Genomic DNA, 23,659 nt, shown 5'->3' with positions numbered 1-23,659 from the left:
ACGTTGCTAATGAATCAATTAGTAAGGGACGCTTACTTCCGACAACGGGGCGACCCACATCTGGGTCGGTCTGTGATATGGACAAGGGCGAATAGGTCGCACGTCAACACTACCTAATCCGGACCTTGCTCGTCGACATGTCGAGCAAGCCCCGAAATGGAACGGCAACCAACGTCTTGGATGCCAATCTCGAGAACGATGGTGCATTCAGACGAGAGGGCAGCGTCGGAGCACTGAATCTTTGCCGGCTGCAGCGATGTGTCCACGAAGATTAGTTAGGAGAGCGTGACATGAATAGCAGTTCGTGACAGAGAATGCCGCGCGTTGATGCTTTTGCGAACGAATCGTCGCGACGGAGTCGCGACGTATGACTCACGAATGAATCCGCCGTAGCTTATAAAAACACATGGAGATACTTATGACATCAATTAACCGAACGCAGTCGTCTAATTCGCGAACGATCTGGCTATGTCTGCTCGTCGCATTACTGGAGGGACTAGATCTGCAGGCACCCGGTGTAGCGGGCGTCAGAATGGCGCGCGAATTTGGGTTCGACCATTCCCAAATGGGATTAGCTTTCAGCGCCGGCTCATTGGGCTTGCTCCCGGCGTCGGCAATCGGTGGACGGCTGTCGGACTTGTTCGGACGAAAGCGCGTGCTGATGGCGGCAGTCGCGCTGCTTGGCCTCTTTTCGCTTGCGACTACGCTGACGAACGATCTTGCGTCGTTACTAGTCGTGCGCCTCTTGACTGGATTGGGACTTGGCGCGGCGATGCCAAATCTAATTGCTCTAAGTACGGAAACATCCCGCCCTGATCGGCGAAATTTTGCGGTGGGTATGATGTATTCCGGGATGCCGATTGGTGCCGGGCTCGGCTCGTTGGTGGGGGTGTTATGGCCGGAAACTTCGGCGTGGCGCCTCGTGTTTTTGATTGGCGGCTTCGGTCCGTTGTTGATTCTTCCGCTCCTTGCACTATTCCTTAAGGATTCCTTCAGCGCGCAGGACTCCACGATCTTGTCGGGCAAAGCCAGCAGGCCAGGCGTTGTATTTGCTCTGTTCCGGGACGGCCGAGCCGCTGCCACTACATCGCTATGGATCAGCTATCTCGGAACCGTCGTCATCCTGTATGTCATTCTTAACTGGTTGCCGACCATGCTGCAGAGCCGCGGCCTGACCGGCAGTCAAGCGCACACCGTGCAAGTGGCGTATAACTTCGGTGGCGGAGCCGGGGCACTTCTAATTACGTTGTTGATGGACCGGATCGGCCGAACGGCGACGGTCATGATGATGTATGGCGGAATGGCCACTGCGCTCGCGCTGCTTGGTATCCTCGCTGGAAACGCGATGTTAGTCTGCGCAGGTTTTTTCGCAGGAATGTGCCTGCTCGGCGGACAGTCAGCGCTCTATGCTATCGCCAGCTCTATTTATCCGACGGAGGTTCGGGGGACGGGCGTTGGCTCCGCGGTCGCCGTCGGGCGCGTGGGCGCGATCGTCAGTCCGCTCGGCGCTGGCCTGTTGATGGCCGCCGGACTCGATGCAACAACTTTGCTATTTGCATGCATTCCGTTTGTTGCCGTCTCGGCTGTCGCCGCGCTACTCATCGTGGCGCGGTTTCAGATGAAGATTGGTAAGGCGGTTGTTGCGCAATAGGGTTCCGTCGCAGTCACGAACGCCAATTAATAATGGGTGGTGTGAGGCACTCGCTCTATGCAAGTGATCGATTATCACGACTCTACCAATGCCCCGTGACTCTTGGGAACCAGGAAGTGTTGACCAATACTGGATGGATCCATTCAGACAAAGACTCCCAGTCAAGAACACGATATGGAATTCGAAACAGATCGAATGCTGTTCACGAGCCTAGGAAGTATTTTGTTGTCACCACTCGCGACGGTGAGGACACGAGTTGTCGGCCCAAGTTGGTATGAGCGTCACGCAGACCATCCGTGACGCGGGCTCGACGAACTGCTCGCATTATGCGGCTGCTGCCGTTCGTGCAGACGCCACATATTTGTCGAAGGAGCGGTCGACAGAAGTGCTGGCAAAGATCACAGATCAGGAGAATCATCTCACGGACACCTCGAATCTTCGAAGCGACAAGTCGCGGCTTTCCAGCCAGTTGACCTACTCCGACGCGCTCGCGGGGTTGCGGCCGCAGATCGCTCTGGAAAACTGAACTCACTCCTGATATTCGCGAAGCAGACGCTGGTAACGGGATTTGCTTAAAAACAATACACATTTAAGGACGCGGGAAATGCGCAGTCGATTAGGATCACATATTATTATGATTGCTTTTGCCGGTAACGCATACGCTCAAAGTTCCACGACGCTTTATGGACTGGTCGAAACAGGAATTGTCTATAGTAGTAACCAGCATGGGCACGCCACCGTTCAGTTCGTCAACGGACAGACTCAGGCAAGTCGCTTTGGGCTAAGGGGGACCGAAGATCTTGGAGGGGGATTGCGCGCTATCTTCACCCTCGAAAATGGTTTCGATCCGAGTAGTGGAAAGCTCCAGCAAAATAGCCGGATGTTTGGCCGCCAAGCGTTCGTCGGACTTTCAGGAGCCTTCGGCACGTTCACCATGGGCAGGCAGTACGAGCCGGTATATGAGTATGTTGGAGCGATTAGCGGTACGTCCCTGTTCTCATGGTTCGGAGCGCATCCGGCGGATCTGGACAACATGCAGTCATTCGCACGGGTCAACAATGCGTTGAAGTATCGCACGCCGGACTACGCCGGGTTCAGTGCTGAAGGACTAATCGCACCGGGCGGCGTGGCTGGGAATTTTGGAGAGAACCGGGTCTATAGTGCTAGCGTTGGTTATAACCGTGGTCCGTTTGTCGCAGCGGTCGGATTTGCGAACTTCAACAATCCATCGGTGACCGCCTATGACGGCTCAGTCTCTCCTGGTGCTGCTGGTTATACGTCGCCAGTGAATAGTCCAGTTGACAGCGGATACGCCTCGGCGCGATCGCTTCAGATTTTTGCTGCTGGAGCGAGCTACCGAATTGGCGATGCAACCGCGGGGGTTGTCTATACAAACACGCGGTTTGTCGACGTATTTCCGACTGCGACGACTCCGTTTAGCGGGACGGCACGGTTCAATACCTACGAGGCGAACCTGCAATATAGATTGAGGGCCGCTCTTTTGCTGGCAGCGGAATACGACTTCACCGATGGCGAGACAGCGCGTTACAACCAGGTACACCTTGGAGCTATCTACTCGCTTTCGAAGCGTACTGACTTTGCGCTGATGGGTGTCTGGCAGCATGCAGGAGGTAAGGATTCAACGGGGAAATCGGCCGTTGCGGCTATCCCGTCGCTCACAGCCTCGAGTACCTCGAATCAACTGGCAGTCAAGGTGACCATGCGGCATCGATTTTGACAACGTGGAGGCTGGGATCGACACGGCATTCGAGTGCCAACTAGGAGTGATGCAAGGGGCGCCGGTCAGGGCGTCCGCGACCCTCTGTAAACATCAGATACATAGCTTCCGCCCAGTCAAGCGGCCGCTCGAACAACGCAGATTGGCGGTTTTCGGGGCAACCGCGAAACTGGATAACAGGTCAGTGTTCCACGGTTCTTGCGGCATGACGCCGAGTTCTTTACGAAGTCTTTTATCGTTGTCTCCAAGCATCGAATCCTAGCGTCCAGCGCCTGCGGATGCTGCATGTCTTCCTGTTCGATCGATTTGACGCTAACAAAACGCCTTGTCGGTCGGGACGCGGCTTCGACGATCGCCTCAGCATTCGTTGCGATCGTTCTTGTTTGTTTTTACGAACGGCGTCACATACTGAGGACTAGTCAAGCGGACCTCGATACCCGAGGCCATAAAGCGTCGCGCCCAAATGATGCGCCGAACTGCAAGCCTCCACTACAACGATTCGTGGGCAAAGCTTGTGAACCGTCTCAATTCAATGCCCGGCGCCCTATCTTCGAGCGACGCACCGCCTGCCCGCTACGCCCGGCACGAGATCAATGCCGAGAATATCGATTTCCATGACGAACCTCCGATGCGGTCTGGTTAAGACAACATCCAGCAGTATCGCGCTTCCTCGAAGGGGCGTCGGGTCCATCGGGCGCGTCAAGAAACACAATCACGCGTTGCATACGGGCTGGCACTGTCTTGCCGGCATAATCAGAAACGCCATAGTCGTAGCAAGCTCGACGGCTTCGCTGTGAAGCTCGCAAGTTGGCTTAAGACTGAGGCGAGCCGTTCGTGCAAACAGCGCGGGACACGGAAGCAGATTCATTCTGAACCGCACCGGGAATGTAGGAGACTTCGGATCGTGGCTGTAATTGGAGGTTTGAAGTATGGAAAACGAAAGCAAGGTAAGGAAGCCCACCGGGACGCGATGTTCAGATGAGGTGCGGAAGCGGACGGTGCGGATGGTGTTTGAGCACCAACACGAGTACCAAACGCAGGGGGTGGCGATCCGCTCGATCGCTTCGAAGATGGGGATGTCGCGCGAGACGCTTTGCAACTGGATCATTCAGGCTGAGCGCGACCGTGGGCAACGAGCGGGCGCGACAACTCACGCGGGCGCCGCCCGCCACCAGGCGGCGCGCCGTGGCTGCGCCGAGCCCTGAGCCGCCGCCTGTGACTACGAAACCTTTACGTTGAATCTGCATTTCTGTCTCCTGAGAGTGACCACCGTGATGCGCAACGTACCGGGGCCGCGCTCTGCTGTGAGCAGGAATTCCGGAGCCATAGATGCCCTTGGACGGTTGTGTGATATGACCGAACGCGGCACGGCCGCGGACGACAAAGCTACGTTCGCGACGATCTACTGAATGGTTATGGTAAGCGGCAAACGAGAGTACGCCCATGCCCATAGACCTCTTCATGCATGAGCCTTTCGGACATACCGTGCCGGGATGCGCGCGGCAGGGATTAACATCAGTGCACTTCTGTGAGTGGAACCTGACCATGAACGACGCGCAAGACAAGGGCACAACTCCTATCGGCCTCGTGCGTGAAGCGATTCTTGTCGCCACGCAACGCAATCTGGGTGTTCCGGCCTCACTGCAGCATCCTGGCATCGCGGCAGAATTGTTGAACGCCCCCAGAGCCCGCGTGCCCGCGTGCCCGCGTTAGCGTTTTCGCGCCTTAGGCCGACTCTGGCCCGAAACCCGCGCATTTCATAGCGCTTTCAGGAAGTGGACCGGGATCAGCTGATAGCGTTGTCAGGACGCAGTTGGCGCGTTCAGATGTGCTTGTGCGTCCGATCGTTCAAAGATTCGAGCCTCGTTTTTAAACCGGCCGTCGCGCACAAGCGTCGCGGCCGGCTCAAGGCACAACGCGAGCGACGGAACGGACCACACAGGCGTATGGCACCGAAGCGGCATCCCGTTCCTCACTTGATCCTCAGGGCTATGGGCAGTCGGGTGCGAAGTGAGAGGAAAGAGCAGCCTGTCTACAGACCTCATTCAAACTGACGCCTGCGGACATGGATTGAGATTCCAACCAAGTTGACACTGCAACCGCGTTCAGGTTGCGGGAAGTACCCGGGCTTGGCTCCTTGGCGGCCGTGCACTTGATCGCTGCCGTTGAAGAAGTGAAGCGTTACCGCATTGCGTGGCAGATAGCGGCGATTTCTGGCTCACGCGTCACGCGCATAGCAGCGAGGAAACGGAGATGTGCGATCGCACCGGCAGACGCAATTGGCGCCGCAACGATTGTCGCTCCGCCCTCTGCTCAGAGGGTGAGCGTTTCTCGGCGCCGCCGCATTGATGGGTCTGGTAGTCCGGTGTACGCTTCGAAGCGTAGTAAAACAAAATTCAGGAGACGAAAGTGAATTCATCTACTCGTGTTGCGATTGTAACCGGTGGCGCGCAAGGGATCGGTTTTGCCTTTGCAAAGGCGCTTGTTAAAGCGGACTATTCGGTTGTGATTGGTGATCTCAGTGGTGCCGAGGAGGCGGCTGAACGGCTCCGTGCGGAAGGGTTTCATTCTATCGGCGTGACTGCTGATGTTTCAAGTTCTTCGGATGTCGCTGCTATGACGGAACAAGCCGTCAGACGCTTCGGTGGGGTGGATGTTCTCGTCAACAACGCTGCCTTGTTTACCAGCATCAAGCCTAAGTCATTTGAGCAAATTGACGAAGAAGAGTGGATGCGCGTGATGCGTGTGAACACGCTCGGCCCATTTCAATGCGCTAAAGCGGTTACGCCGCATATGCGAAAACGCGGAGGGGGGCGGATTATCAATGTTGCATCGACCTCTGTGATAAGGGGCACGCCGATGCTGCTCCATTATGTATCTAGCAAAGGCGCAGTGGTTGGCTTTACGCGTTCCCTTGCTCGCGAACTCGGTGACGATAACATCACCGTGAACGCAATCTCTCCGGGTTTCACGTTGAGCGATGGCGTGATAGAGACCGGGCTTGACCAGAAGATGGGTCAGGCAGCCAGCACTAGCATCATGGCTGCGCGCGCCGCTCGCTCGCTAAAGCGTGATCAGACGCCGTCTGACCTTGTCGGGACAGTCGTTTTTCTGGCCAGTGACGGAGCTTCTTTCATTACTGGACAAACGATCGCGGTCGATGGTGGCACTGTGTTCCTATGAATACTTCTCACTTTCACGAAGGACGTGGCGTAATGTTGATGGACGAATCTTTCTCGAGTGTATGGCAAGGCCATCGTGCGACGAATTTTGTTGATGGTCGGATGCGTTCGACTTCGGAGGTCAAGCCTGTGTTGAATCCAGCGCGACTCACAGAAGTGGTGGGGGAGGTGACATTTGCAGGCGTCGACCTCGTCGATGCCGCGGTACAGGCTGCAGCGCGTGCGGCGCGGGGATGGGCAGCATTGACGGTTGAAGAGCGAATTGATCGCGTTCGGCAGGCAGCTGCAGCGGTGAAGACTACTCATGACTTGGATCGCTTGGCGGTATTGCTTACTCGGGAGCAAGGCAAGATCCTGACCGAAAGCAAGCTCGAGATCGGCCGGGTAGAGGGTGTCATCGACTATTGGTCACGGACTACTAAGCGAGTCCTAACGGAAAACGCGATCGAGGATCACCATGGCCGTCGATATTCTGGCTATGTGCCTGTCGGTCCTGTAGGCATTGTCACGCCGTGGAACTGGCCGGTGTCGCTCGCGGTGATGAAGATCATCCCGGCGCTGATGGCTGGCAATACAGTGGTGATCAAGCCAGCGCCATCTGCGACTTTAACTATAAGCGCAATTGTCACCGCTATGGCGGCGAACTTGCCGCCCGGTGTGTTGAATCTTGTCAACGGAGAGGCGGTAGTTGGAGCCCAGCTTGTGGCCCACCCGTTGATCCGGAAAGTCGTCTTTACTGGCAGCACACAAAGCGGGCGCAAAGTTTATGAGGCATGTGCGCCGGCGATAAAGAACTTGACTTTGGAACTCGGCGGCAACGATGCCGCAATCCTGCTTGATGACGTTATTATCGACGATGATCTGGTCGAAGCGTTGGTTCGTGCGGCCTTCATTACGTCGGGTCAAGTTTGCTGGGCCATCAAGCGATTGTACGTGCCGTCTGAACGGTACGATGAGGTGTTTGAGGCCTTGTCGGCGCGCGTTGCACGAATGATTGTCGGTAATGGGCTTGATCCTAGCGTGTCGATCGGGCCCTTGCACAACGCAATGCAACGCGGCATCGTTGACGATTTACTCTCCGACGCACGATCTATTGGAGCAGATGTCGTTACGCTCGGTCACCTTGCGGATGGAGTTGAGCAGGAAAACGGCCACTTTCTCCTGCCTTCATTAATCCGAGACATACCTGACTCTGCTTCTCTGGTCCAACGGGAGCAATTCGGCCCAGCGTTGCCGATCTTGCGCTATGACGAACTGGAAAATGCCATCCAAAGTGCGAACTCAACTGAGTACGGCCTTTGTGGCTCTATATGGTCTCCTGACAGCGATCGCGCCTTCGAGGTGGCGCGCCAACTCGAGGCTGGGCAGATATTCGTAAACTGCCATGGCGGAGCAGCACTAGATCCGGAGTGCGCCTTTGGAGGAATCAAACAGAGCGGCTTGGGGAGAGAGATGGGGGAAGAAGGCCTAAAAACCTATTTAGAACCGCGCTTCTATTCTAACCGGCTTGTGAGATAAAGGAACAGCAATCCATGGAAACGACTACTCATACCAATGCTGCTCCAACGGCAACTTGTCCTTTTGGGGGCAACTTCCCGAACGCTCGAGATGTCAATCGCCCTCTTGAGCCAGCGCCAGGCTATGTTCACATGTTGGAGGAAGCTCCTCTGCATCAGGTCACTCTGTACGATGGATCGCGCGCATGGCTCTTCACCCGGCACGAAGATGTCGTCAACGTACTGAGCGACCGACGCTTTAGTTCAGTCCCAACGGACTCTTACCCCATGGTGAGTCCGGGCGCTGCTATCACGAAGACGATTGACCACACGTTCCTCCGAAAGGATGCGCCAGTACATACTGTCCACCGCAAGATGTGGACACCATATTTCGCAGCAAATCGCGTCGAGAAGATGCGGCCGACGATACAGTCGATCGTGGATCGTGCAATTGACAGGCTTTTGGAGAAAGGGCCGCCAGCCGACTTTGTCTCGGAATTTGCGCTCGTCATACCTTCGCAAGTCATTTGCTCGTTGCTGGACGTGCCCGAAAGCGATCACGAATTCTTCCAAACCAATAGCACTGTCATGATGACGCTTTCCAGCAAGCCGGAGGATATCATTGCTGCGAAGCACGCGTTCGACGCATATTGGTTGAAGGAAATTGAACGCCGTGAATTAAATCCGGGTGACGATATCGTAAGTGAACTCATCCGGACGCAAGTGCTTACAGGACATATCACCGGTAAGGAACTGGCTGATATGTCCTGGCTCATGCTGCTCGCTGGGCACGAGACGACGGCAAGCATGATCGGTCTAAGCACGATTTTGCTTCTGCGACATCCGGATCAACTCGCCGATATGTTGACCGATCCGTCGTTAACACGTGGGGCCGTGGACGAGTGCCTGCGGTATTTAACGGTCAACCAGAATGGCCTGAACCGTGTCGCAACTGAAGATGTCGACATACTTGGAACTAAGATCAAGAAAGGGGAAGGTATTATTGCGCTGCTTTCGACCGCCAATAGAGATCCACTTACGTTCCCCGACCCTCAGCGTTTCGACATTCGGCGTCCAACGGCGCGTCAACATGTTGCCTTTGGGGCCGGCTTTCATCAGTGTCTGGGCAACCCACTGGCGCGTGTTGAGCTTCAAATAGTATTTGATACTCTGTTTCGACGCATGCCTACATTGCAGGTCGCTCAGGATATCAGTGAGATTGATTACAAGTATCAAGCTTTCTTTTTCGGTGCGAACTCGTTCGCCGTGACTTGGTAAGAGGCAGACCCATGATGGAAGGTGACGCGACAATGGATAGCAATAATCTCGTAAAAGTTATGATCGACTACGATGCTTGTGCAGGACATGGGCAGTGCGAAGCGGTTGCTCCTGACATTTTCCAGGTGGATAGCGAAGGAATGGTTCATCTTCTTCAGGAGACAGTGGGTCCAGATCTTCGCCCTCAACTCGATCTCGCTATTAAGCGATGCCCGGAATGCGTCATTCGGTTTGAAATGATAAGTTGAAGACGATAATTGTAAAATGTGAAGCATGGGTTTGCAAAATGAGTTGCTGAATTGCAATGTGCGACTCATCCTCAGCGGCTTTGCAACCCGTGCCAGAAGGGTCCAGATCACGTCAATACGGTATGGCAGCTTGGAGTTTTGGTAGCCAATTGTTCTTCAAGATTGATGACGGTTTCGACAATGCGGATGGGTAATTTCGCGTTCCATCTGACTGACAGCGTCAACGGCCGTTGCTGTACCGAATCTGACAACCGCTTGTACAGAATTCAGTCGACGTGATCAACGCTTCGGCCCCTCTCATTTGAGAGCGATTGTATCGACCTTTTGGACCTCCGCGACGAAACGTAGCGGCGGCCAGACAACCGTCCACTCCTGTGGCTAGATCGAATCATGCAGCAGTCCTCCTCACGGGGACATTCAAGCTCGCGGTCTGCCTGTCGTGGCGCGTCGCGTTGATTTCGAATCACCGACCAGGTGGAGATTTAAAGAATGGCTGATTCTATCATTATTATCGGTGGGGGGGTCGCCGGGGTCTCGGCCGCCGAGGAACTCAGAAAGTGCGGGTTCAACGGGAATCTGACGATTTTAAATGAAGAAAGGGAGCTACCTTATGATCGGCCGCCTTTGTCAAAGAGCTACGCGTCTGGCGTTCTTGACGAGGAAGAGCTGTTGCTACGCCCTCCCGAGTGGTACGAGGATCACAAGGTGCGACTTTGCCACGAGCGGGCGGCGCGCTTGCTTCCACACCACCGTTCTATCGAATTAGCGGGTGGTGGGCTCCTACGCTATGATCTGCTACTTCTGGCGACGGGCGCACGGGCGCGAACGCCTGCCGGATTCGAGTCCTCCTCCCGTATCCTTACGTTACGAAACCTTGCCGACGCCCGGCGGTTTCGGGCTTTGCTTCACCACGGCCAACGGCTCCATCTTGTGGGCGGTGGCGTGATCGGAATGGAGTGCGCCGCGACAGCAGCGCTCGCTGGCTGTCAAGTTACAGTGCTGGAAGCGGGCGAGCGGATTATGGAGCGTTTTGTTCCGCCGGTGATTTCCGACGTGCTCGCAACGACGCATCGTCGTAATGCCGTAACCATCAGGGAGCGCTTCAGAGTCGGTTCAATTGCAGGCAATGAGTCCGGTGTAGTCATCACCGGAAGCGGCGAGGTCATCGAGACCGACTGGGTGCTTCTGGGGATGGGTGCCAAGGCGGAGATCGGGCTTGCCCAAGCCGCTGGCATTGCGATCGAAGTTGGTGGTATCAAGGTCGACGGAGAGGGGCGCACCTCTGAACCTGGGATTTTTGCGACGGGTGATTGCGCCGCGTTTCCCGGTCCGGATGGCGGAAAACTTATCCGATGGGAGAACTGGACGCATGCCCGAGATCATGCGCGTTCAGTCGCACGAGCGATGCTAGGGGATACCTGCTCTTACAATGGCATATGCTGGGTTTGGTCCAATCAATATGACTTTAATGTGCAGGTAACGGGACAATCAAACGCCGAAACTGTTCTGCTCCGCGGCGACCAGCATCAGGGTCCGCTAACGACGCTTCATTTGGAGGGGAACCGTATTGTGGGTGCAGCCACTGTAAACAATCCGCACGATAAGCGAGCGCTACATCAATTGGTCCGAGCGCGTGCGACGATCTCTCGAGAAATTTTGGAAGATTCCTCAATCCCTTTATCCGAGATAGTGCGGACACTTCAATAGCAGGGTCGACCGTGGTCCTAGTGGCCGCTTGTTTCCGCCCTGTGCCGCACCAGAACGGCAGAGCAGCGGGGATCGACGCAATGATTGGTCTTCGGGCGACGCGTGGCGTGCACTCGAAGGAACGCGTAGTGGAAGAAGGAACCCTCGTGTCCTGTCCGACCTAGGCCGTTCAAACGTCTACCCTTCCATCCCGAAATTAAATCGTAAATGTGCATGGTCGGTCCGCTCTCCAAGCGCCAACTGTGTGCAACGCAGCCGGACCCAGCAAATTCGATTGCGCGGATCTTTGAAATCGAAGGCGCAAGGCGTGGACTCTATCGTGAGGATAAAGGGTTTTATATCCACGCCGATGGAATCAGACAGTAGTGTGCGTGTGATAGTAAATCGGAAAACAAATCGATGTTCAGTATGGAAATTTAAAGCAGCGTTTATGATGGGGGCTGAATACTAACTGAGCAACAAAAATCTTTTTAAGATTAGTTAGGATAACATACCTAGGAGGAGACAATGAAGACGAGGTGGATTTCGACTGTGTTTCTTGCATCGGCTGGATTTGCGCACGCGCAGAGCAGTATTACATTATATGGCATCGTCGACACAGGGGTGGAGTACTACAACAACTCGGCAACGAAAGGCTCGTTTGTTGGAATGCCGACACTGACGGGAGAAGTGCCGTCTCGTTGGGGGTTGCGTGGCTCAGAAGATCTCGGAGGAGGATACAAAGCCGTCTTTGTTTTGGAGAATGGCTTTGCGTTACCTAATGGAACCTCGGGATACGGCGGACGGTTATTCGGACGGCAGGCGAATGTGGGATTAAGCTTCCCATTGGGTTCGCTGACGATCGGCAGGCAGATGAATATGTCAATGTACGCGCTCTTCGATGCCGACGTGATTGGGCCCTCGATCCATAGTCTCTCTTCGTTTGACACGTATCTGCCAAACGCGCGAAGCGACAACGCTGTTGGCTATCTGGGCAGCTTCGGAGGATTCAAACTGGGCGCTACATATAGCTTCGGACGTGACGCCGCGGGTCCGGTTGGACCATCGGCGACTAATTGTCCAGGGCAGGTGCCGGGCAACAGCTTGGCGTGCCGCCAGTACACCATGCTTGTGGCGTACAGTGGATCGCGGTTCGGCGTCGCTGCCTCTTATGACGTTATGCGCGGAGGCAACGGTGCTATCGCGCCGCTCTCAAGTCCGGCGGACACGGATACGCACGTCATCCTGGACGGTTACGTCAATTACGGCAATGGAAAGCTCGGGGCGGGGTGGATTCGCCGCAACACATCTTCATCGGTGCACGCACAATCCGATCTCTTCTTCCTTGGCGGAAACTACTATTTCACTCCGATTTTTTCAACGGACGCGCAGGTCGTTCGATACATCTTGCGCTCGCACTCCGATTCGACTCTTCTGATCGGCCGAGTGAACTACTTTCTCTCAAAAACGACGACCGTATATTCGTCGATCGGCTACATGATCAATAGCGACCTAGGCAATGCACCGGTGGCAGCTGGTGGGACGGTTGTTACCGGAAAGAATCAGGTCGGCGTGATGGTGGGAATACAGCATCGATTCTAGGTGAGGAGGGTGCTGATCGGGCAGTGATTTATTTGTAAGCGCGCGATTTCGCAACACTGAGGTTCCCTCGGTGTTGCGCCTTCCAGAGGCCTCAAGTTATGCACCCGTATCCTTTCTCCGCTGAGCGGCAAGCCAGTCTTGCGTGAACTGAGTTCGTGACATGAAACCAAGCGATGAATGACGACGACGACTGCGGTTATAACGCTTCGATGTATTCGAACAAGTCCGATACGGCTTCGTGATGCGTGCGATATCTCGTGCCCCGCTCGGTTTTCAGGCCGTTGAAGAAGCGTTCCGTCGAGGGCGGCGACGGAACCATGCCATCGTCAGCGTATCGGTCACGAGCTCGTCCGTCATGCGTGGCTTGACGGACACGCTCACGACCTCGCGGTTGAACAGGTCCAGCGTGACCGCCAGATACTGAGGTCGGTCGGAACGCGTGGACGCCAACGGGTTAAGCGGCGACCTGATTCAGATAGTATCGCCTCGTGAATGCTACAGGTGACGGGTAGTCAAGGCGAGCTTGCGTGCGTTGCCTGTTATAGAAAATTTGATTTCTCCTTCTCTTACGAGGTCTTTCCAGCAAGCTGCAGCGGCGCGCACGAAGTCTCCACCAACGCGTTATTGGGTGAGGCAGCATCTCATGTGCGGCGTATCGCATACGCATGGTTAGCGAACATGTCCCAGATATCACCGGCTGGGTGCCACTCTCTCGGAGGCAGTCGGTACTGACTTACGCACTCTGGACTGTCGGCTTTCCCTTCGGTGGCTTTCGGTCAAGACTGAGTTTGCGACGCAACCACTTGACCTCCTTCTTGAGCTTAGCGCCGACTACTTCGTCGGGAGCGTCGAGCACTTGGTCTATGCCTTCCGCACGCATGATGGCGCCCGCCGCGCTGCCAATCACGTCTTTCAAACGCGCCGACACTGAGGTTTGTGTCGGTCTCGGCTTCGACGCAGCTTTCGGCATAGCCAGCTCCTAGGGTACACGCCCACAAGTTTGCGCTGATGCACTTCGGAGAGTCAACTGAACTCTGGATGAGGATGTGTGTTCAGGCCGCAAGGGAGTGTGACGTGGGCTGCGGCGCGGAGGCCCTTTAGGGCTGATCCGAAACGCGCTTGCCAGAATGGGAATGCCGTAAGCTTGAACGTGCGCGCAGCCGCGTATTGGCATCCATCCCGGTTCCGGTCAGCGTCCTACGAAAGTCAGTATGATGAACGCGCGTAGTTCATAAGCGGGAGACGTTCGTGGCAACGTACAAGGAACTGAAAGCGCAGCTTGCGGAACTCGAAAGCCAGGCAGCCGCCGCACGTCGGAAGGAATACGACGCGGTTCTCGCCGATATCCGTATAAAGGTGGCCGAGTTCGGATATACGGTGAGGGACATTTTTGGTAATCGCCGAGGCAGATCGAGGCTTTCGCGCGGAGCGTCGCCCGCGAAGTATCGCGATCCTGCGACCGGGGCTACGTGGTCAGGTAGGGGCAGGGCGCCAAACTGGATCAAAGATGCTAAGAATCGCGACCGATTTCTGATTCGCGAATAGTTTACGTTGTGGAGGACCGAGCTTCGGTCCCAGTGAGGGTTGAGTTGGCCGGCACAGCGATAGGCCGAGCCTAGAGCGAAGGCCTGCCACGTGCAGAAGCCACACGCGATCCGGTGCCAGTGGGATTCGTTGGCCGAATTCAGAGGGGCGCTATGTAGGCAAAGCTGATGGAAACCAGGACTCCGTCGAGAATTCCAGAAAGCAGGTTTCCGCCTTCCGAACACTGCAGCGCACATGAACCTTCAAGCGATGTCGATTGAAGTGAGAGCGAATAGCCTGCGTTGAGAGACAAGCTCGGGCCGATGATTGTCATCGTCATCGGTACAGCGTTAAGCCACGCAGCCTCGCTTTCGGGACTTGCGCTGGTCCCTCCGCCCCCTACAACCTCAGCGTACGAATACTGAAGCTGTCCAGTGAACTGGGCCGGATGGTAAACCTCAAGGTTGATATTGTTAAAGTGCACCTCAGTCCAGCCAGCCGGAAGGTATCTCAGCGGACCCCAAGCGTAGCCGATGTATCGAGGTTCCACTTGAGGGCCGACCTGATTGGGATTGGTGTTGCCGGGGTATCCGTTGGTGGATAAAGCGATGTCCAACACCACGTCGGGACGGTCACCGACCAAACTGCCAACTCCGTTTGCGAATTCAAACACCCGAGTTAACGTTGCACAGGGATCGCTCATTGCGTTCACCCAAATCCTGTTGGCCACTGGATCGTTATAGCCTCTGGCTACCAATTGTCAAAACGGATCTCTGCGAGGTCGCCGACATGCCTTGTCGTTGCATAACGTTGTTGACAGCTACGATTTCCGCTCGCTGTTTCTGTTGAGTTGCTCTCCCTTCTTGCTCCGCCTGCTCGGACCTATTCCTTGACGAGGCATCTCGAGCCTCCTATTGTGGGTTAGCCCGATTTCTTCGCGCCGCGCGTTGGCGGCAACATGGGAAGGCCGGAACAATCGGGTGGAAGGGACCCCAGAGCATCGCCTCTCGGTAAAGACATTATTCACTTGCATTTCGAAGGAGCAGATATGGTCACTGGTCCCCGACCCGTAGATACTGTCGAAGACTACCTCGTAACCGCAGCGGCCCAATGGTATGGAAGTGACGCCGACCCGTTTTTTCCGGTCATCATCGCGCGCGTGCGTGAACAGGCAACCGGGGCCCCAGTGACGGGATTGTCCCAGGAATCGTTCAACGTATCGATGGTTACGCTCTTGAGCACGATTCCCGTTGTCGTCGCCAATATGGAGGAGGCATTGCCTGGAAATGCACTCGGCCTCTTTGCAGGAACGTATGTCATGAGTCTGACACCTCCGCAAGTGCAGGGGCAACTCAACCTCTTGCTGACAGTCAAACGCGTGACACGTGTCGGGCTATTCGTTACCGAACACACCGGACAGATCATTCTTCCTCTGGTCATGCTTCCTTAAGCGTGAGCCATCAAGCGCTTTGTGCGCGCTGCAGGTGCCTTCTGCACGCATGATGGACTCCCGCCGCGCTATCAATTACGCCTTTCAAGCGAGCCGGTACTGAGGCTTGCGTTGGATTCGGCTTTGAGGCGGCTTTCGGCATAACCAACTCCAGAAGTGCGTGCCCCCAAGGTTGCGCCGTTGCGCGTCTGAGAGTCAACCGCGCTCTCGACGAGGATGGAGGCTTGTCCCCGCCGTAAGCGAAGCGGGCTAGGCGTCGACCGCGGCGAAGGATGTTGTCGAGCCGGCGGCGACGACGCTAGGCATCTGCGGAGTAGCAGGTTCTGCCTAACACACGTGCCCGGCGCTAAGCTTTCCCGATACGTGCGGCAAGTCCTGCGAGGGCGCGGAGGCTGCGGAGAACGCGAGGTTCCAAAGATTGGAAAAACCTGCTGAATGGGCCTTTGATCTCGCAATCTACGGGGTCAAGTTAGCCAACGGGAGGCCGATATCTCATTCTATGAACAATAAGCCACGCGCAATTTCGGACGTCATCCTCGCAGCGGTCGCGACTGTGGAACTGCTCCAGAGGATTATGGGCGCTGATCTTCCCGAGGAAACCGTCGACAAGGTGTTCTGCGACTCCTATCGCGAATACTTTGGGATCGAAGCACCCGTCGCGGAAATATGGCCACGCAGTGGCTTCGAGAAATAGATGAAGGACGTGGCGCGCGGATCTCTCAGGCGGGGATGAGCCGATCTGTTTTGCTCGTCGCGAGCCGGGTTCCCGCAAACGGGTCGTTGCGCCAGTTGACGGTGGCGCGCTTAGGCTTCTCTGGTTCAGAGGCGCCGCCAATCGCGAAATGCTCCAGTGACTGGCCCGCGCTGGTCGCTTGCAAAACCCACTGCGGAGTGTCGCCGTTGCCGTCCCACGTGTGGCCTGCGGCGTCGCGGTAACGCACTGCTTTCAACCGCTCCTGGTCCGCCGCAATAGAGGTGGCGACGTCTTCCGGTTTGATTCCGAATTCGGCCATCCTGCGGCGCAGGTAGGCGACTATGCTTTCGCGCTTTCTTTCGTCCATTTTGGATATTTGTAGTGGTCAACTAATTTCGGACAGGCAGATAGGTTCTTTCGCTGTCGGTTTCGCCTCGTAGGCGGCGGGCGACAGATAACCCAGTGTGGAGTGCAAGCGCACCGGATTGTAGAAAGCGACGATGTACTGGTTGATATCGCGCCGAGCCTCATCATGATTGGCGTACTGACGCTGCCACACACGCTCCATCTTGAGGTTCAGGAAGAATCTCTCCATCACCGAGTTGTCCCAACAATTTCCCTTGCGGCTCATGCTGCAAACCACGTGATGCTGCTTCAGCAAGGCCTGGTAGTCCTCGCTTGCATACTGGCTGCCCCTATCCGAATGCAGAACCAGTCCCGGTGCCGGCCGACGCTGCTGCAGCGCCATGGTCAACGCCGACATGACCAGTTCAGCCGGCATGGTTGGTGCCATTGACCAGCCGACGACCCTGCGTGAGTACAGGTCCAGAACGACTGCCAGATAGAGCCAGCCTTGCCCCGTGCGGATATAAGTGATGTCCGAAACCCACGCGCGATTGCGCTCGGCCACGTCAAACTGCCTATCGAGCACGTTCGGTGCCACCGGTAGCGTATGCCTGCTATCGGTCGTCGAGACGAACTTGCGCTTCCAGCTCGTGCGCAGGCCCGCTTCTCGCATCACCGTCCGCACCCGGTAACGACCGATTCGTAGCCCTTGGTCCCGAAGCGCATGCATGACGCGGCGGCTACCATAGCTCGCGCCGCTCGCGGCGAATGCTGCCTTGACGTGTGTCTGTTCCTGCAGCCTTTTCGCGCTCGGCCCGGTGCTCCGGTGCGCATAGTAGCCAGAGCGGCTCACCTGCAAAACCCGGCAGGCGTGACTGACCGATATGGCCTCCTGTTGCAAATGAGTCACCATGCGGTAAATCACTTCAGTTCCCGGGCAAAGAAGGCCGATGCTTTTTTTAACAGCGCGTTGTCCTCGCGCAATTGCCGGTTTTCCGCCTCGAGTTGCCGGATACGCTGCTGCTCAGCCGTCAGCGGCTTGCCCTCGCCGGGGCCACCAGCACGCTCCGCATCGTACTGCGCCACCCAGCGGCGCACGGCTGTCTCAACAAGGTCCATCGACCGGCACACTTCGCTAACCGATAGCCCCTGGTCTCGCACCATCCGTACTACTTCCAGCTTGAAGCTGGCATCAAATTGTCGGCGCCTTCTTGTCATCTTGCTCTTTTTCCTCGTCGATTCAGGATTGTCCTCCTATCGACCTGTCCGAGGAAATTAGACCACTACAATTCTCAGCTTCGCGCTCTGTCTTTCGCGGCGCGTGCAAGTCGTACGCCACCAGGATAGCACAGCCGTAAGGTGGTTCGGTGGAAGACCTTGTTGTGTCGGTCGCGGCTAGACCAGTATGGCACGAAGCGCCTCGGAGGGTTTCCGCATAGTTGTGGTAATTCTGCCGCTTAAGGCCCGTTTCCCCCTCTAATCGGCAGAATTGCGACAATTATGACGAGACGGTTCTGAGGAAAAATCAGGTCGACACCAGGCCCCGAGGTAACGCAAACATGACTGCGCAAGTGGCAGCCGACGACGGGTGCCGCTTCGATGACGTCTCTTGGATGCGGAGCGAGAATCGAACAACACCCCTGTCAAGAAAAAACAACCTCGGAGATGGATCGAGAGTCAACTGTTACGCCGGCTAGGCTACGGCCCGGCTCACGTGTCGGATCGATCAGCGTAACGCTCCAGCAAGTCATCGCGCTATACCTTCGCAACGATAGTCCACATGCCGCTCAACGTTCTTCTTGAGCTTGCTTGGACATCGGTTGCGCCGAAAACTCCCGTTTGATTGCGTGCTCCGCTTTGCGGCACGTGCCATTGAGCGCCTGAAATCTGCCGCCACCATTTAGCGCTTCGAGGCTTGACGCGCATTCTCGCGATTCCGTGCCATGACGGCATCGCGGTAGGTGTGGGCTACAAGTGTTCCTGTCCTGGCGGTGGTCTCTCCATCGATCTTTCCCAGCAGAACGCGCATGGTCTCAAGGGCATGCGCTCCACTCCTGTCGCCGTCTCGACGCGCGTGTGCGAGTTCGTTCTTGCGACCATTTCGTTGCAACTCGGCGCAAATCCAGACGAAAGCGGAGACTGCGTCAGTGGGCCGGTCTTCCATTGGCAGAGCCAGCAGCAGCTCCGCGTTCGCCTCGTCGAATGCATTCGTGAGGAGCATCACTGCGATATCGTGGAACAAGCGTTTCTTCACGCCATCTTCGAGGACGGTCTCCCAGTTGGGGAAAAGCTTCGTCATTGCGGTTGAGACGTCTTTGACATCAAAGTCACGCCAGAAGCGGGGGTGCGGCTGGTAGACGTACTCGATTGCCATCGAGAGGCTCATCGAATTCATGTGAGAGATGTCGAACCTGCAGTCGACCATGTATTGGTAAATAGCGTCTGCCGTGGCCGAGAGGAGGTTGGGAGTCGTGTTGGTCTGCATACTATGTTCGTCTGAGGGACGCGATGCGCTTCGGGTGCGCAGGCGCCTTTCGCTGGTTGAGTGGAAACCAGTATAGGCACGCCCTGAGGCCATGAGTGGCCGGTTAGCGTAGTCGAGAGAAGGACGAAAACCTCTCGCTTGCGCGCATCTTTTTAACCGGGCGAGCCGGAATTCGGCCACCCTGTTCAGGGATTTGTGCTCGTTGGAGAAGTAGGCTCGAACAGTGCTGACTCAAAGCGGCGGACCTGTTTTCGATTGCTGGTCCGCGCCGAGCGCGCCGATAAGATTCGGAGGGCCACTATTTGCAATCTTGAAACGGCAAGATTTTCAACTACACTCCCTACACAGCTGGCGACATACCAAAGAATGAGGGGAATAAAATGGCCCGGTTAGTCGTTGCTCTCCTGTTGATTGTGAGCTCGAGCGCGTGGAGCGACACGCCTCCGCCGAAAGCCGCACCCGGCAATACGGACATTTTTGTTCCCGTGATCATCGGCGCTACATACATAGTCACTGTTTTCTGTCTATTTAGGCTATGGCGTTTGCTCAATCAGGATTCCGCTTGGTCTTGGGCAAAAGCGTTGTCGGATGAGGCAATTGTAAGCAAGCCGCCCCCCGAACCTACCACAACAGTCCTGAAAAACCCGGACGGAACTACCGCTTCCGAAACCACTTCCTTCGAACCATCTGATTATTCAGAGCTTACAGGAAGTACAAGCCGCGTCATTGCAATATTCGGAATGGTTGTTATCCTTTTTATGTTCCTCGGGTTTGGCTCCGTTGCGATGTGGCGCTATGCCTACTTTGGCGATGCTCAGAACGCGATGGACATGATGAAGATTCTTTTTGCTGGAGTCGCCTTGTTCGTCCCTTACGGTTTTAACCAAGTCCAAAAGGCAATTTCAGCATTTGGCTCGCAAAAGTGAAAGGCCTCCCGAACTTAGGAAGGCGCGTACTCCACTGAGTCGCTTCATGCAAGAGGCTCTATCAATTGGTCGGGTGAGCGTTCGTTGCTGTCGGGTTGGACGGAGAGACTTTACGAGTCTTTAACCGTCCGATGAAGTCGGCGCCTGTTTCGATCCGGAGAGCGGCCGAACCTGGAGGCTGGCCTTCCATTAGGGAAATGAATTGACTCGACGCACCGTTCAGCCATACCGCGAACGCGCGCATTGAAGGTAGATCGAGCAACCGCACTTCATAGGTTATCGGATCTGTGCCCAACGCTCGATTTGCGAGTGTGACAGCCTCGTAGAGGCGTTGAGGGAGAGGGCCAGATGCTATGCCGGCGAACTCAAAGTGCCCTTTTCGCGTGGAGACCATTACTACTCCAGGCGCTTCACCATCCACAATAAGATAACGCCAGCCGACTTGCTTTGCAGCGGATAGCGGGTCTGCTAGCGTGAAATCATGTCTTGTCAATGTGTAAAAAGGAAGCGGTGCCGTTGTCGATGGTGTTCCACGCAGTGCAGCGATGGTGTTCGACCGGTGCGAGCGCCGGGCAAGCTCGCTTTGAACGATGTCGCGACCGCCAACAGGTTCAGTGGGTACAGTCAGCGTCATATGTCACCTCAGTGAGTCAGATAATAGTAGTCCCAATTTCCACCCGAGTGATAGTCGTCAGCGAGTGTCGTATATGGGATTGTCTGATCGCCGTAGTAGGGATCCCCGACGTCGACGTCGCCGACGCTAGGATCGTATCCGTAAATTGCATTGAAATGCCCGGACCCGTCTGTCCATTGGATATGGCAGCAAACGGGGTGCTGTTCGTTGAGTTCGTTCTCTAAAGCTGTCGGCTGAAACGGCGTTTGTTGCGCATCCGAGACGTAATGGCCGATAACCTCGAGGGCCGGCTCCAGTGCATGCGTTGTGTTGCAACCCGTCGGCAGAGGGGCGCTGCAACAGGGCAGGTCGTTGAGACATGCCGAGGCGATCTGGCATTGCGTTTGGACTTCCCTTTTTGCATAGAATGTCGCAACGCTTGCGGCTGTTGCAGCCCAGCACCACTCGGTTTGCTGCTGTGGCTCCATCTGGAACGCGAGCGCATTTGGCGCCGCTCCACCCGCAGGTGCGCCGGTAGCAGACGCACCTGCCACCGCTGGCGACGGCGTCAGGGTCAGCGGGACAACTGGGCCAAGAAAGCTGGGGACCGTCATGTTCATATCCGTCCTCCTTAAGCAAGGATTTCCCTTTGGGGCGAGTACAGTGTCTTGAATCGGATTGGCGTGCGCTCAGGGCAAAAGAGAGCGCGCCTTCGTCAGCGACACTTGGGCATTAATCTGAGCGGCCTGTGCAAGATCCAAGGTCGTTTGCGCGCTCAGTGCATCTTCTTGCTCGACGTTCGGCTCTCCGGCCTCCAGCGCTCTGAGAGCGTTCTGTGAGTTGAGTAGACTTGCCTGCGCTGCAAGCGCTGCTGCCGGGCCTGCATTCCGTGCATTGGCCTGTGCTGAAGCGAGTGCAATCTTCGCGTTGTCCGCGGCGGTTTGTGCTTGGTCGCGTGCCGTTTGAGCGGCCGTGGGCAGGTTTGCTTGGTAGGTGATCTTGGCTGTATCCGCGGCAATCTGCGCGGACTCCGCCTGTGCCTGCGTGAGCCGAGCGGCGGCTATCGCATTCGGTATGCCAGCCGCGGTCGTCGCGGCGGCTGCGGCTGAGCTGGCAGCAACCGCTGCAGCGGCAGCCTTCTCGGTGACCTGTATTGAACTCGGTGCACCGTTAGAATCTAGTGCGATTACTGCACCCTCGGATTTGAATGTGCCCCCCGCCGCTCTCACGTTGTACATTTGCCCTAGTTGCAGCATGGGTTGATCCTTCACAGCCTGGTGTTTGTCGGCCACCCACGTATTAGGTAGATCTGATGGGCACGGCGTCTGCCCAGCGCAGACTAGGAGTCGCCCTGGTGCCGTAGTTCTAACGGGTATCCCAATTGACGTATCCGCCCTAGACTGCTCTTTAGCGACAGCCCAATTCCCACCGGGCATCGGGACGTAAATGGCAAGAGACACGTCAAATCGGTGTGTGTCAGGCGGATTTTCAGCGTTGAAATCGCTGATCCAATGTGTGAGTGTATCGGGCAGAAGATGATTGACATTGTCGGCCTTGTATTGCGTCCCATCAGAAGGCCATACCAACGTCTGCGTTTCTGTCACGACTTTTCGATTTGCGGCCAATTCATTTTGGTCCGCAGTGAGTTTTTGCTGAGCAGCGTCCTGCATCCCTAGGGCTTTGGCCAAAGGTTTCTTATATGACGCGTCCTTGTCCGCTTGCGCCGTGAGCAATGTGACCTTATCAGTCGCTTGAGATAGTGTCTTTGTCTCTTCGGTTACGCGTTTTTGGAGGCTAATTTGATGTGGAGGTCGGAGTTTTGCGAAGGCTTTTAATACGGCATCGGAACACCCTAATTGCGCAGTTTTCTCCGCACCCCCACCGCCTTGTATCTGGGCGCCCCCTCCAGTCGGAGCCTTGACCGCGGCCCCAATTACTATCTGTGCCACAGTTGTTGCCACACTAGCCAGGATTTTCCCTGTCTCGTCTTCTGATGACGCATTAAGTCCGGTATTGCTCCCGTCGGAGGCCAGATTGGACGTTATGTCGCTAGTCGAAAACCATCCGGTGGAATCGAGTAAATACCGTTGATCTGGATCCGGCGCTCGCCCCGGCGTAATCTGAACAGTCACCTTGCCTTCGAGGGTACCAGTGCATCCGGTGACTTCGCGTGAGACCACTACGGTGAACTGCGTCATCGAAAGTGTCCAAGGAACGCCTGTCAACGCCGCCGGATCCGTTGTAACGTGCGTCACGTTGATTCCTGTACCGCAACCCGCACACAATAGAGATGCGGCAGAAGCCATGGACACTGCGACAGCCGAAGTATTTTTCTTGTTCATTTCGACGCTCCGCTTCGTTTCAGAACATTTTCGCGCTCATCCAGGATATCGTCGGCTGCGACGCAGTTATTAAAATACAAATCTCATACATCGTATTACTAAATAATTATATTGTTGATGGCTAGACCATTGCGTATGAGCTTAGCGATATTCATGCGTGGCAGGTGTGCGCTACCGCACGTATGATGAGCTTACAACGTGTTAGGAACATTGGGGCGACCTAGCGACACGCCACTAACACGGAGACTGAGAAACCATGAAGTCTTGGATGTCGCGCTGACAGCTGATTTCTACCTGAGGCGAGGCGTGTAAGCGATTTTAGGGGCACGCCCGCGAGGGAAGTTGGGTATAGTCGAATATCGCGTCCGCTTTTTTGGGGCAGTCATCCTGTCTGGAGGT

At 55.9% G+C, this 23,659-nt stretch carries 21 protein-coding genes and 5 pseudogenes; 14 read left to right on the top strand and 12 right to left on the bottom strand.

Annotation, left to right across the window (positions count from 1 at the left end):
- Positions 1–418 precede the first annotated feature (418 nt).
- The 3 genes from mhpT to M3A49_RS21815 all read left to right on the top strand — a co-directional run bounded on the left by mhpT (position 419) and on the right by M3A49_RS21815 (position 3,389).
- Positions 419–1,651, top strand: a complete 1,233-nt coding sequence (gene mhpT / locus M3A49_RS21825) for a 3-(3-hydroxy-phenyl)propionate transporter MhpT (protein WP_266230793.1) — start codon at positions 419–421, stop codon at positions 1,649–1,651.
- A gap of 274 nt (positions 1,652–1,925) precedes the next feature.
- Entirely contained in the window at positions 1,926–2,177 is a 252-nt protein-coding gene (locus M3A49_RS21820; RefSeq protein ID WP_266230792.1) for a hypothetical protein, read from the top strand.
- A gap of 78 nt (positions 2,178–2,255) precedes the next feature.
- Complete coding sequence (locus M3A49_RS21815) at positions 2,256–3,389, top strand: porin (protein ID WP_266230791.1); 1,134 nt, start codon at positions 2,256–2,258, stop codon at positions 3,387–3,389.
- A 281-nt stretch (positions 3,390–3,670) separates the two neighbouring features.
- Here M3A49_RS21815 and M3A49_RS21810 read toward each other — a convergent pair.
- Positions 3,671–4,005 (bottom strand): annotated as a pseudogene (locus M3A49_RS21810) (IS110 family transposase); the annotation flags it as partial.
- 535 nt (positions 4,006–4,540) lie between these two features.
- Positions 4,541–4,636 (bottom strand): annotated as a pseudogene (locus M3A49_RS21800) (3-hydroxyacyl-CoA dehydrogenase); the annotation flags it as partial.
- 298 nt (positions 4,637–4,934) lie between these two features.
- Between M3A49_RS21800 and M3A49_RS21795 the strand changes: the two are divergent.
- The 7 genes and pseudogenes from M3A49_RS21795 to M3A49_RS21765 form a co-directional block, all read left to right on the top strand.
- A pseudogene (locus M3A49_RS21795) lies at positions 4,935–5,090 on the top strand (AraC family transcriptional regulator); the annotation flags it as partial.
- A gap of 708 nt (positions 5,091–5,798) precedes the next feature.
- Complete coding sequence (locus M3A49_RS21790) at positions 5,799–6,572, top strand: SDR family NAD(P)-dependent oxidoreductase (RefSeq protein WP_266230789.1); 774 nt, start codon at positions 5,799–5,801, stop codon at positions 6,570–6,572.
- Between the two features lie 32 nt (positions 6,573–6,604).
- Positions 6,605–8,089, top strand: coding sequence for an aldehyde dehydrogenase family protein (locus M3A49_RS21785; RefSeq protein WP_266230788.1), 1,485 nt, complete (start codon positions 6,605–6,607; stop codon positions 8,087–8,089).
- 14 nt (positions 8,090–8,103) lie between these two features.
- The gene (locus M3A49_RS21780) at positions 8,104–9,345 is read left to right on the top strand and encodes a cytochrome P450 (RefSeq protein ID WP_266230787.1); all 1,242 of its coding nucleotides are present in this window, start codon (positions 8,104–8,106) and stop codon (positions 9,343–9,345) included.
- An 11-nt stretch (positions 9,346–9,356) separates the two neighbouring features.
- Positions 9,357–9,593, top strand: a complete 237-nt coding sequence (locus tag M3A49_RS21775) for a ferredoxin (protein WP_266230786.1) — start codon at positions 9,357–9,359, stop codon at positions 9,591–9,593.
- A 489-nt stretch (positions 9,594–10,082) separates the two neighbouring features.
- Positions 10,083–11,300, top strand: a complete 1,218-nt coding sequence (locus tag M3A49_RS21770; protein ID WP_266230785.1) for an NAD(P)/FAD-dependent oxidoreductase — start codon at positions 10,083–10,085, stop codon at positions 11,298–11,300.
- 507 nt (positions 11,301–11,807) lie between these two features.
- Positions 11,808–12,881: a porin gene (locus M3A49_RS21765; RefSeq protein WP_266230784.1), complete on the top strand. Its 1,074-nt coding sequence runs from the start codon at positions 11,808–11,810 to the stop codon at positions 12,879–12,881.
- Positions 12,882–12,977: 96 nt separating this feature from the next.
- Here the strand turns inward: M3A49_RS21765 and M3A49_RS42710 are convergent.
- The 3 genes and pseudogenes from M3A49_RS42710 to M3A49_RS21755 form a co-directional block, all read right to left on the bottom strand.
- Positions 12,978–13,179: pseudogene (locus M3A49_RS42710) on the bottom strand (IS3 family transposase); the annotation flags it as partial.
- A 2-nt stretch (positions 13,180–13,181) separates the two neighbouring features.
- Positions 13,182–13,301: pseudogene (locus M3A49_RS42705) on the bottom strand (IS3 family transposase); the annotation flags it as partial.
- A 313-nt stretch (positions 13,302–13,614) separates the two neighbouring features.
- Positions 13,615–13,851, bottom strand: coding sequence for a hypothetical protein (locus M3A49_RS21755; protein ID WP_266230783.1), 237 nt, complete (start codon positions 13,849–13,851; stop codon positions 13,615–13,617).
- A gap of 278 nt (positions 13,852–14,129) precedes the next feature.
- Between M3A49_RS21755 and M3A49_RS21750 the strand changes: the two genes are divergently transcribed.
- A complete protein-coding gene (locus M3A49_RS21750) occupies positions 14,130–14,426 on the top strand; it encodes an H-NS histone family protein (protein ID WP_266230782.1) in 297 nt (98 codons plus the stop codon).
- A gap of 139 nt (positions 14,427–14,565) precedes the next feature.
- Here M3A49_RS21750 and M3A49_RS21745 read toward each other — a convergent pair whose 3' ends face one another.
- Positions 14,566–15,108, bottom strand: coding sequence for a hypothetical protein (locus M3A49_RS21745; RefSeq protein WP_266230781.1), 543 nt, complete (start codon positions 15,106–15,108; stop codon positions 14,566–14,568).
- 345 nt (positions 15,109–15,453) lie between these two features.
- Here M3A49_RS21745 and M3A49_RS21740 point away from each other — a divergent pair, with 345 nt between their 5' ends.
- Together M3A49_RS21740 and M3A49_RS21735 are read left to right on the top strand one after the other, a co-directional pair.
- The gene (locus M3A49_RS21740) at positions 15,454–15,855 is read left to right on the top strand and encodes a hypothetical protein (protein ID WP_266230779.1); all 402 of its coding nucleotides are present in this window, start codon (positions 15,454–15,456) and stop codon (positions 15,853–15,855) included.
- A 499-nt stretch (positions 15,856–16,354) separates the two neighbouring features.
- Positions 16,355–16,549 (top strand): hypothetical protein, encoded by a 195-nt coding sequence (locus tag M3A49_RS21735; RefSeq protein WP_266230777.1) that lies wholly within the window; start codon positions 16,355–16,357, stop codon positions 16,547–16,549.
- Positions 16,550–16,574: 25 nt separating this feature from the next.
- Here M3A49_RS21735 and M3A49_RS21730 read toward each other — a convergent pair whose 3' ends face one another.
- The 3 genes from M3A49_RS21730 to M3A49_RS21720 form a co-directional block, all read right to left on the bottom strand.
- Complete coding sequence (locus M3A49_RS21730) at positions 16,575–16,916, bottom strand: H-NS family nucleoid-associated regulatory protein (RefSeq protein ID WP_266230776.1); 342 nt, start codon at positions 16,914–16,916, stop codon at positions 16,575–16,577.
- An 18-nt stretch (positions 16,917–16,934) separates the two neighbouring features.
- A protein-coding gene (locus tag M3A49_RS21725) for an IS3 family transposase (RefSeq protein ID WP_266230775.1) occupies positions 16,935–18,112 on the bottom strand; the annotation gives its coding sequence in 2 pieces (ribosomal slippage) (positions 16,935–17,845 and positions 17,845–18,112; 1,179 coding nt in all).
- Between the two features lie 682 nt (positions 18,113–18,794).
- Positions 18,795–19,379 carry a hypothetical protein gene (locus M3A49_RS21720; protein ID WP_266230774.1) on the bottom strand — a complete coding sequence of 195 codons (585 nt, stop codon included), beginning with the start codon at positions 19,377–19,379 and terminating at the stop codon, positions 18,795–18,797.
- A gap of 380 nt (positions 19,380–19,759) precedes the next feature.
- On the opposite strand from M3A49_RS21720, the gene M3A49_RS21715 reads away from it, so the two are divergent.
- Positions 19,760–20,305 (top strand): hypothetical protein, encoded by a 546-nt coding sequence (locus M3A49_RS21715; RefSeq protein ID WP_266230773.1) that lies wholly within the window; start codon positions 19,760–19,762, stop codon positions 20,303–20,305.
- 61 nt (positions 20,306–20,366) lie between these two features.
- Here the strand turns inward: M3A49_RS21715 and M3A49_RS21710 are convergent, their stop codons facing one another.
- From M3A49_RS21710 to M3A49_RS21700, 3 genes are all read right to left on the bottom strand, one after another.
- A complete protein-coding gene (locus tag M3A49_RS21710) occupies positions 20,367–20,939 on the bottom strand; it encodes a hypothetical protein (protein ID WP_266230772.1) in 573 nt (190 codons plus the stop codon).
- Positions 20,940–20,947: 8 nt separating this feature from the next.
- Positions 20,948–21,538 (bottom strand): papain-like cysteine protease family protein, encoded by a 591-nt coding sequence (locus M3A49_RS21705; RefSeq protein WP_266230771.1) that lies wholly within the window; start codon positions 21,536–21,538, stop codon positions 20,948–20,950.
- Positions 21,539–21,607: 69 nt separating this feature from the next.
- Positions 21,608–23,260 carry a hypothetical protein gene (locus M3A49_RS21700; RefSeq protein WP_266230770.1) on the bottom strand — a complete coding sequence of 551 codons (1,653 nt, stop codon included), beginning with the start codon at positions 23,258–23,260 and terminating at the stop codon, positions 21,608–21,610.
- Between the last annotated feature and the right edge of the window lie 399 nt (positions 23,261–23,659).

It is taken from the genome of Paraburkholderia sp. CNPSo 3076, from assembly GCF_026343935.1.
Classification (GTDB): Bacteria; Pseudomonadota; Gammaproteobacteria; order Burkholderiales; family Burkholderiaceae; genus Paraburkholderia; species Paraburkholderia nodosa.
The sequence above is the reverse complement of the archived record's forward strand: the minus strand, read 5'-3'. Positions and strand labels throughout refer to the sequence as shown.

Coding starts and splice junctions, on each gene's coding strand:
- mhpT (WP_266230793.1), top strand. CDS start 419: ATGACATCAATTAACCGAACGCAGTCGTCTAATTCGCGAACGATCTGG.
- M3A49_RS21820 (WP_266230792.1), top strand. CDS start 1,926: ATGAGCGTCACGCAGACCATCCGTGACGCGGGCTCGACGAACTGCTCG.
- M3A49_RS21815 (WP_266230791.1), top strand. CDS start 2,256: ATGCGCAGTCGATTAGGATCACATATTATTATGATTGCTTTTGCCGGT.
- M3A49_RS21785 (WP_266230788.1), top strand. CDS start 6,605: ATGTTGATGGACGAATCTTTCTCGAGTGTATGGCAAGGCCATCGTGCG.
- M3A49_RS21780 (WP_266230787.1), top strand. CDS start 8,104: ATGGAAACGACTACTCATACCAATGCTGCTCCAACGGCAACTTGTCCT.
- M3A49_RS21775 (WP_266230786.1), top strand. CDS start 9,357: ATGATGGAAGGTGACGCGACAATGGATAGCAATAATCTCGTAAAAGTT.
- M3A49_RS21770 (WP_266230785.1), top strand. CDS start 10,083: ATGGCTGATTCTATCATTATTATCGGTGGGGGGGTCGCCGGGGTCTCG.
- M3A49_RS21765 (WP_266230784.1), top strand. CDS start 11,808: ATGAAGACGAGGTGGATTTCGACTGTGTTTCTTGCATCGGCTGGATTT.
- M3A49_RS21755 (WP_266230783.1), bottom strand. CDS start 13,851: ATGCCGAAAGCTGCGTCGAAGCCGAGACCGACACAAACCTCAGTGTCG.
- M3A49_RS21745 (WP_266230781.1), bottom strand. CDS start 15,108: ATGAGCGATCCCTGTGCAACGTTAACTCGGGTGTTTGAATTCGCAAAC.
- M3A49_RS21740 (WP_266230779.1), top strand. CDS start 15,454: ATGGTCACTGGTCCCCGACCCGTAGATACTGTCGAAGACTACCTCGTA.
- M3A49_RS21735 (WP_266230777.1), top strand. CDS start 16,355: ATGAACAATAAGCCACGCGCAATTTCGGACGTCATCCTCGCAGCGGTC.
- M3A49_RS21730 (WP_266230776.1), bottom strand. CDS start 16,916: ATGGACGAAAGAAAGCGCGAAAGCATAGTCGCCTACCTGCGCCGCAGG.
- M3A49_RS21720 (WP_266230774.1), bottom strand. CDS start 19,379: ATGCAGACCAACACGACTCCCAACCTCCTCTCGGCCACGGCAGACGCT.
- M3A49_RS21715 (WP_266230773.1), top strand. CDS start 19,760: ATGGCCCGGTTAGTCGTTGCTCTCCTGTTGATTGTGAGCTCGAGCGCG.
- M3A49_RS21710 (WP_266230772.1), bottom strand. CDS start 20,939: ATGACGCTGACTGTACCCACTGAACCTGTTGGCGGTCGCGACATCGTT.
- M3A49_RS21705 (WP_266230771.1), bottom strand. CDS start 21,538: ATGAACATGACGGTCCCCAGCTTTCTTGGCCCAGTTGTCCCGCTGACC.
- M3A49_RS21700 (WP_266230770.1), bottom strand. CDS start 23,260: ATGAACAAGAAAAATACTTCGGCTGTCGCAGTGTCCATGGCTTCTGCC.